The sequence below is a fragment of the Inquilinus limosus genome (assembly GCF_051487185.1).
In the GTDB taxonomy this organism is placed as follows: Bacteria; Pseudomonadota; Alphaproteobacteria; order DSM-16000; family Inquilinaceae; genus Inquilinus; species Inquilinus limosus_F.
The window spans coordinates 1-8,364 of sequence record NZ_JAHVDK010000061.1 but is presented as its reverse complement, the minus strand read 5'-3'; the positions used below and the strand labels follow the sequence as shown (position 1 = coordinate 8,364).

General features: G+C 68.3%; 7 protein-coding genes. 6 read left to right on the top strand and 1 reads right to left on the bottom strand.

The window, feature by feature from the left end:
- Positions 1 to 173 precede the first annotated feature (173 nt).
- On the bottom strand, positions 174 to 881 hold the full coding sequence (locus tag KXR53_RS35220) for a response regulator (protein ID WP_437380287.1): 708 nt from the start codon (positions 879 to 881) through the stop codon (positions 174 to 176).
- A 191-nt stretch (positions 882 to 1,072) separates the two neighbouring features.
- On the opposite strand from KXR53_RS35220, the gene KXR53_RS35215 reads away from it, so the two are divergent.
- The 6 genes from KXR53_RS35215 to KXR53_RS35190 all read left to right on the top strand — a co-directional run.
- Complete coding sequence (locus KXR53_RS35215) at positions 1,073 to 3,961, top strand: ATP-binding protein (RefSeq protein ID WP_437380286.1); 2,889 nt, start codon at positions 1,073 to 1,075, stop codon at positions 3,959 to 3,961.
- Positions 3,958 to 4,704 (top strand): response regulator, encoded by a 747-nt coding sequence (locus KXR53_RS35210; protein WP_437380285.1) that lies wholly within the window; start codon positions 3,958 to 3,960, stop codon positions 4,702 to 4,704. Before KXR53_RS35215 ends, KXR53_RS35210 begins: the two co-directional genes overlap by 4 nt.
- A gap of 55 nt (positions 4,705 to 4,759) precedes the next feature.
- The gene (locus KXR53_RS35205) at positions 4,760 to 4,981 is read left to right on the top strand and encodes a DUF1127 domain-containing protein (protein WP_437380284.1); all 222 of its coding nucleotides are present in this window, start codon (positions 4,760 to 4,762) and stop codon (positions 4,979 to 4,981) included.
- Between the two features lie 11 nt (positions 4,982 to 4,992).
- Positions 4,993 to 5,277 (top strand): hypothetical protein, encoded by a 285-nt coding sequence (locus tag KXR53_RS35200; RefSeq protein ID WP_437380283.1) that lies wholly within the window; start codon positions 4,993 to 4,995, stop codon positions 5,275 to 5,277.
- 69 nt (positions 5,278 to 5,346) lie between these two features.
- A complete protein-coding gene (locus tag KXR53_RS35195) occupies positions 5,347 to 6,780 on the top strand; it encodes a calcium-binding protein (protein ID WP_437380282.1) in 1,434 nt (477 codons plus the stop codon).
- Positions 6,781 to 6,813: 33 nt separating this feature from the next.
- Positions 6,814 to 8,364: calcium-binding protein (locus KXR53_RS35190; RefSeq protein ID WP_437380281.1), on the top strand; the 1,551-nt coding region annotated here is incomplete at its 3' end.

The window sequence follows — 8,364 nt, the reverse complement described above, 5'->3', positions numbered from 1 at the left end:
GCGACCTTCACCGGGGTCGCCGGGCAGTTGCGCTATGCCGCGGGCGGCGGCGTCACCACCATCGCCGGCGACGTCAACGGCGACGGCACCTCCGACTTCCACATCGTGCTGACCGGCAGCATCGCCCTCGTGGCCGGCGACTTCGTGCTGTGACGAGGAGACGATCGGCCTTCCTACGAGAAAGTCGGATGGATATAGCCGGTGCCGCGCACCGTCTGAATCAGGATCGGGTTCTGCGGGTCGCGCTCCAGCTTTCGCCGCAATCGCGTGATGCGGCTGTCGATGCTGCGGTCGAGCGCGTCGTCGCCGCGCGCCGGGGCAAGCTTCAGCAACTGCTCCCGCGACAGCACCTTGTCCGGGTTGGTCGAGAAGGCGACGACGAGATCGATCTCGGTCGGCAGCAGGTCGACCGGAACGCCAGCCTCCGTGAAGAGCCGGAACTGAGCCAGGTCAAGGCGATACGGTCCGAACCGGACCGGCGAGCCGGTCCGGGCGTGGGATCGCGCGGCGCGGCGGCGAAGCACGGCATTGACGCGCATCACCAGCTCGCGCAGGTCGAACGGCTTGGTCACGTAGTCGTCGGCGCCGCCCTCCAGCCCGACCACGCGGTCGACCACCGACGTCGCCGCGGTCAGCATGATGACCCCGAGCCGGTCGTGGCGCTCGCGCAGGAAGCGGGCGAGCTCGAAGCCGCTCTCGCCCGGCAGCGCCACGTCGAGCAGGACGACCTCGGCACCCGGCTCGTATCCCTCGATCTCGATCAGCCGCCGCAGATCGCTGCCGTCCGCGGCCTCGCGCACGCGGTAGCCGGCCAGTTCGAAATAGTCGCGGACCATGTGCCGGAGGGATGCTTCATCGTCGACGATTACGATCCCGGCCATGATCGAAAGCAATCGATTGCGAATATATCGTCTGAGAATAGTGCGTTTTTCTGGGACGGGAAACCGCCCACGACACCGGATTGATACATCGCCATGCCAACCTCGACCGCAGCGGGACGTTGCAGCGGGGTTCGACGAGAGCTGATATGGTGGCATGGGCAGATGGGGGCGCCGCGGCGGGCGCGGCGCCAATGACGGAGACCAGCATCCAGCGGCAGACCCGAGCGCTGACCCGGCGCGCCGCCTGGCTGCTTCTGGTCGCAAGCCTCCCGCTGCTGCTGCTGATCCTCGGGCTCGGGATCCTGCAATATGTCGAGCAGCGCCGCATCCTGCTCGGAGACATCGCCCGGCAGACCGACGACCGCCACACCGCGCTGGAGGCGCTGCTCGCAGCCCCGGTCGATCATATCGCCCGGCTGAAGGCCTTCATGGAAGAGCGCCTGGCCGACGACATCGGGCGCGGACCGACACCCTTCCGCCAATTCCTGCGCTATGAAGCGCCGATGATCGGGACAACGCGGATGGAGGGCTTCTACACCGACCATCTGCGGGCCGACCTCTCGTCCGACTTCAGCTTCGTCCTGGCCGACGCGAAGCTCGTCGAGACGCTGGGACCGGCCTATGGCGAGTTCGACGCCGCCCTCGACCTGGTCGAGCCGATGCGGCTGGGCCATCTGACCTCGCGCTCTCTGCAATGGAGTTACTACTTCTCCCAGAGCCGGCTGTTCTCGGTCATCTATCCGGGAGCCCCCGCCGAGGAGACGCTCGCGGCCTCGGTCGCGGCAGGCGGCCACGACGTCCGCAGCCTGCTGGCGAGCTGGAACGAGTACGACATCTTCCAGCTGGGCACGCCGCGTGCCGATCCGGAGCGCAAACCTTACTGGACCGGGGTCTATCTGGACGCGGCGGGGGCCGGCCGGATGGTCACCCATGGCGCCCCGATCTATCGGCAGGACCGTTTCCTCGGCATCGTCGCGACCGATGTCACCCTGGAGACCTTTGCCAAACTGCTGCAAAACCTGTCGCAGACCCCCGGGACAATCGCGATCGCGAACGAACGGGGCCAGGTGCTGGCCGCGCGCAACGCGGCCACCGGCGAAAATTCGACGCCGGATGATCTGACATCGCTCTTGCCATCGGGGCTGGCGACGCGACCGACCGTGGAAATCCTGACACCGTCGGAGAGCTTCCGCAGCATCGACGGCACCTACATCCTGGCCCAGCGGGCCGCGGCCGAACCATTCTGGCTGATCCATGTCGTCTCGGAAGCCGAGCTGCTTCGGCAGCTGCTGCCGCGCTTCGCCCCGGTCGGCCTGATCCTGCTGAGCCTGCTGGTGACGCTCGCGGTCGCCATCATCATCCTTGGCCGCCATCTGGTGCGCCCCGGTCTGATGCTGGTGCGCCATATCCAGGCGGAGACGCAGGACGAGCCGCAACCGGCCGCACCAGCGCCGCCCGCCGTGTGGCGGCCCTGGTTCGACGCGGTCAGCCACGCCTTCGCCTCGGCCCGGCTGTATCAGAAGCGGCTGGAGGCGAGCGAGGCCGAGTATCGGGCCGTGGTCGAGACCCAGACCGAATTCGTGGTGCGGTTCCTGCCCGACAACCGTGTGCTTTTCACCAACGATGCCTATTGCCGCCACATCGGGGTCTCTCGGGAACAGCTGCTCGGCGCAACCACCGACCAATACCTTCGGATCGAGCCGTCGGATCTCGCGCGATTGCGCAAGAATGTCGCGGCCCTCACGCGGGAGAATCCGACAACCTGGACGGAGCTTCGCGTCATCATGCCGGATGGCCGCGTCTGCTGGGAGGAATGGACCGACACCGGGATCTTCGACGACGAAGGAAAGCTGGTCGCGACCCAGGCGGTCGGTCGCGACCTGACCGAGCGGAAGGCCACGGCCCTGGCCTTGGAACGCCAGCGCGAAGCGCTGCACCAGAGCGAGAAGCTGGCGGCGCTCGGTTCCATGCTCGCCGGCGTGGCGCATGAGCTGAACAATCCGCTGTCGGTGGTGATCGGCTATGCCGGGATGCTGGCCGAGCTGGCGGAGAGCGAGCCGATGCGGGAGCGTGCGGCCCATGTGCAGGCCGCGGCGGAACGCTGCGCCCGCATCGTCAAGGCGTTCCTGGCGATGGCGCGGGCCAAGCCGTCGGAGCGCCGCCGGGTCGCCCTGGCCGAGGTCCTGGATGATGCGCTCAAGCTCACCTCCTACGGCCTCAGAACCCATTCGGTCACCATCGAGAATGCGCTTCCCGGCGATCTGCCGCCGGTCAATGCCGACCGTGACCAGCTGCACCAGGTCTTCCTCAACCTGATCGTCAACGCGCAGCATGCCTTGGCGCTCGTGCCGGGCCCGCGGCGAATCCGCATCACCGGACACGCCGAGGCGGGCGACGTGGTCATCGCGATCAGCGACAACGGACCCGGAATGGATGCCGAGGTGCAGCGCCGGGCCTTCGAACCGTTCTTCACCACCAAGCCGCAAGGCATGGGGACCGGCATCGGGCTGGCGGTCAGCCGCGGCATCGTCGAGGCGCATGGCGGCAGCTTGACCTTGGCGAGTTCTGTCGGCCGAGGCGCGACCTTCACCGTCCGTCTGCCGGCCGCGCCTTCGGCGCAGTCGCCCGACGTCGAGTTCCGCGAACCCTTCCTGCCTCGGTCGCTGTCCGGCCAGATCCTGGTGGTCGACGACGAGGAGGAACTGGCCGAGCTGATCGCGGAGCGTCTGGCCGGCGACGGGCTGGAGATCGACATCGCCACCAGCGGCGCCGCGGCCATCGAGCTGATCCGCGCCCGCGCCTACGACGTGCTCATCACCGATTTGCGCATGCCGGACATGGATGGGGCGCAGCTGATCGCGGAGGTGGAGCGGATCGCCCCGGCGCTGCTCCATCGCAGCATCGTCGTCACCGGCGATGCGCTGGGCGCGGAGTTGGACGCGGCCATCACCGACCGGCGGCTGCCGGTGCTGGAGAAGCCGCTCGACTTCGATACCTTGCGCGGCGCGGTGCGGCGCCTGCTGCGGCCGGACGGGCCGCAGGCGGCCCTGGCCGATGAGGCGAAGGAGGCCGCGTCGTGACTGGCCGGAATCGTGTCGTGATCGTCGATGACGAAACGGGCGTCCGGGCGCTCCTCTCCGATTATCTCGCTTTGAACGGGTTTCGCGTCCGGGCGGCGTCCGGCGGGGCGGAACTCGACACGTGTCTCGCCGCCGAGCCGGCCGATCTGATCGTGCTCGATCTCAACATGCCGGGGGAAAACGGCTTCGCCGTCGCCCGGCGGCTGCGCGGCAGCGGGTGCGACCTGGGCATCATCATGCTCACCGCCGCCGACGGGGTGGAGTCGCGGCTGGAGGGCTACGCGCTCGGCATCGACGACTATCTGAGCAAACCTTTCGAGCCGCGGGAGCTGCTCGCCCGGATCCGCAGCGTGCTGCGCCGCATCGCGGTCGCGCCCGACAGCGCGTCGTCCCGTTGCAAGCCGGTCGGCCGGCACAGTCTCCATCTCGACGCCAAGCGGCTGGTCGACGCGGCGGGGCGCCCGATCGAGCTGACCGCGCGCGAGATGGAGCTCCTCCTCGCCTTCGTCCTGCATCCACGCCGGATCCTGTCGCGCGACCAGCTGTCCGACCTTGCCCATGGCGAGGCGCTCGACAACGGCAGCCGGAGCCTCGATCTGCGGATCATGCGGCTGCGACGGAAGATCGAGCTCGACCCAGCCAATCCGCAGCTCATCCGGACGGTGCCCGGCGAGGGCTACCTGTTCGATCCGACCCCGGCGGGGGCGACGGCACAGGCTGAAACACCGGCGGCAAAGGACTGAAACAGCGGCAGGGCAGGCTGCAGGGGTTCCAACAAACCCAGCTCAGGAGCCTGTCATGACCTTCAATTTTGCCCCTTCCGGCCTCGATGCCGGCCGGACGCCGGGCGATCTCGGGCGCCGCATCGTGCGCGGCCTGGGGGATGCCGTCCGCCACGTCCGGGAGACCAGCCTGCTGCTGCGCCAGGCCCGCTATCTGCGGCAGCTGGACGATCGCCTTCTGCTCGACATCGGCATCACCCGCGGCGCGATCGATCACGCCGTGCGCCACGGCCGGTGAGGGAGGCGATCATGAAGACAATCCTCATCTCGGCGGTCGCAGCGCTTTTGCTCGGCAGCACCGGCGCGGCGCGGGCACAGACCGCCATCTTCGAAACGCAAGGGCTCCCGATCGCGCCGCACCAGGCCCAGCTCACCGGCTTGGCCGACCTGCGGGAGCAGGCGCCATCATCCCCGCTCGTGCTCGGCGCCATGCCGGCCTCGCCGCACCAGCTGGCGGTGCTGGCGCCGCGCCATGCGGCCGGGCGGCAGCTCGCTGGCGCCGTGCTGCGGCAACCGGCGACGACACGTCCCTGAGACAGCATTCCCTGAAACCAACAGCCGCCGACCGCACGCTCCGCGCCGGTTGCCGGCAGGAGAAAGACCATGGCCCATTTCACGGGCACCGTTGAGGACGACGTCTATTTCGGCACGGCGGCGACCGACCACGTCGAAGGATTTTCCGGCGACGACCGTCTCTATGACGGCCCGACCTCCGCAGCCCCGACCGCGGACCAGATTTTCGGCGGCCCCGGGGACGACACGATCACCGTCAGCGGCGGAGCCGACACGGTCGACGGCGGCGGCAACCGGGATCGGCTGATCATCAACTATGAAGCATCCCCGGCCGCCTTTTCCCTGAGCATCAGCGAGGCCACCGGCAGCAGTCTCAGCTCGTCGAACGGCCTGTCGATCACCAACATCGAAGTGTTCGAATTCTTCCTCGGCTCCGGCGACGACACCGTCGACGGCGGGGCCGGCGACGATCGCTTCCACGGCAATGGCGGCGACGACACCCTGATCGGCTGGTCCGGTGACGATATCGCCTATGGCGGCAACGGCGGAGATCGGATCTACGGCGGAACCGGCCAGGACAATCTTCATGGCGGGGCCGACAACGATCTGCTGCAGGGCGACGGCGGCAGCGACACTCTTCTCGGCGACGCCGGTGACGACGCGCTCCATGGCGGCAGCGGCAGCGACTATCTGGTCGGCGGTGCCGGCGCCGACCGGTTTTACGGCGACGGTGGGAACGACGCTGTTTCCTATCACGGATCGGCGGTCGGCGTGATCGTGAACCTTGCCGCGAACACGGGCGACAATGGCGATGCCGAAGGAGACACCTACGACAGTGTCGAGCGGCTTCTGGGCAGCGACTTCGACGACACGCTGACGGGTCGCGCGGAATTCGACAATCTCATCGGCGAGGGCGGCAACGACATCCTGAGAGGGAGCGCCGGGGCCGACCATCTCAACGGCGGCACTGGCATCGACATTGCCAGCTACTACACCGGCTCGATCGGCGTCACGGTCAGCCTCGCGACCGGCTCGGGCAGCGGCGGCGAGGCCGAGGGAGACACCCTGAGCGGGATCGAAAATCTCTCCGGCAGCCAGGGGGATGACCGCCTGGTCGGAGACAGCGATGCCAATGTCCTGCAGGGCTGGAACGGCAGCGATGCACTCACTGGAGGTGGCGGCAAGGATACGCTGACCGGCGGCGCCGGCGCCGACCGCTTCGTCTATGGCTACGCGGCCCACAGCGTGGTCGGGGCCGATGCCGATCGGATCACCGATTTCAGCCACGCCCAGGGGGACAAGATCAATCTGGCGGCGATCGACGCCAACAGCGGCGCAGCCGGCGACCAGGCGTTCAGCTTCATCGGCACCGGCCTCTACACCGGCGTGGCGGGGCAGCTCCGCTATGCCGCGGCCGGCGGCGTCACCACCATCGCCGGCGACGTCGACGGCGACGGCACCTCGGACTTCCACATCCAGCTCACCGGCACCGTCGCACTTGTCGCCGGCGACTTCGTGCTCTGATCCGGCGGACATCGAATAGAAAGGGGGATCATCATGGCGGTACGGAAATGGGGCAGCGAAAAGGTCGTCGGAACCACCGGCACCACGGTCGGGGGCAGCCAAGCGGATGTCGCCGGGCTGGCCGATGGCGGCTATGTCGTGGTGTGGGAGGATACCCAGCAGGTGCTGGCCCAGCGCTTCGACGCGCTCGGCAACCCGGTCGGCGCGCAGATCGTGGTCGGCAGCGGGATCGCCGGCGAGCATTCCGAGCCGCAGGTCGCAGCGCTGGCGGATGGCGGCTTCGCCGTGACCTTCACCAGTTCCACCGGCGCCAATGACGTCTGGATGCGAACATATTCGGCCGACGGGGTGTTCCAGAACGAGCAGGGCTTCGCCACCCCGGCCGTGTCCGAAAGCCGAGCGGCGATCACCTCGTTCGGCACCGGTCAGCTCCTCGTCTTTCAGCTCGGTGACAACATCCTCGAGCTCGGGGCCGGGGCCGGCACTGTCAACGACGACGCCCTCACCGGCATCCAGGAAGCACCCGCGATCGCCGAGATCGACGGCGGCGACCGCTTCGTCGTCACCTGGCTCGACCGCAACGGCAACAACTACCGGTACCGCGTGTTCGAAGCGGACGGCGACCCCGTCACCGCTTCGATCCAGGTCAACAACACACTGGGCGTCGCCGGGTCGCCCGACCACCCGGCCGTGGTGGTCGGTCTGGCCAATGGCGGCTTCGTCATCGCCTGGTACGAATTCTCGACCGCGCTGCAGGACCGGCGGGGCGTCAGCATCCACGCCCAGATCTACGACAGCGCCGGGGGGCAGGTCGGCAACGAGTTCGTGGCCAACGCGATGTTCAAGAACCATCAGATCTTCCCCGACTTGGTCGCCCTGCCGGATGGCGGCTTCGTCGCCGTCTGGTCCGATTCCTCGTCGGGTATCAACGGCGCCGACTACAATATCGTCGGCCAAGTCTTCAACGCCTTCGGCGCCCGGGTCGGCAGCCAGTTCACCGTCAACACCACCACCGACGGCGTGGGGGGCCAGTACATCCCGCATGTCGCGGCGCTGGCCGACGGCCGGCTGGTGGTCCAATGGCACAGCGCCAAGACGGAGGAGATCCGGACCCAGATCATCGACCCGCGCGACGGGATCTTGACCGGCGACGAGGACGCCGACACGCTCTACGGCCATGAGCAGGTCGCCGACGAGATCAACGGCCTCGGCGGCGGCGACACGCTCAACGGCCTCGGCGGCGACGACGCGCTCTATGGCGGCGATGGCAACGACATTCTCCGCGGCGGCGCCGGGGCGGATTATCTCGACGGCGGCACCGACACCGATACCGCCAGCTACTTCACCGGCTCGGCCGGGATCTCGGTCAATCTCGTCACCGGCATCGGCAACGGCGGCGAGGCGCAGGGCGACACCCTGACCGGCATCGAGAATCTCTCCGGCAGCCAGGGCAATGACAGCCTGGTCGGCCACAGCGGTGCCAACACCCTGCAGGGCTGGAACGGCAACGATGTGCTCACCGGCTCCGGCGGCAAGGACACGCTCACCGGCGGCGCCGGCGCCGACCGCTTCGTCTATGGCAGC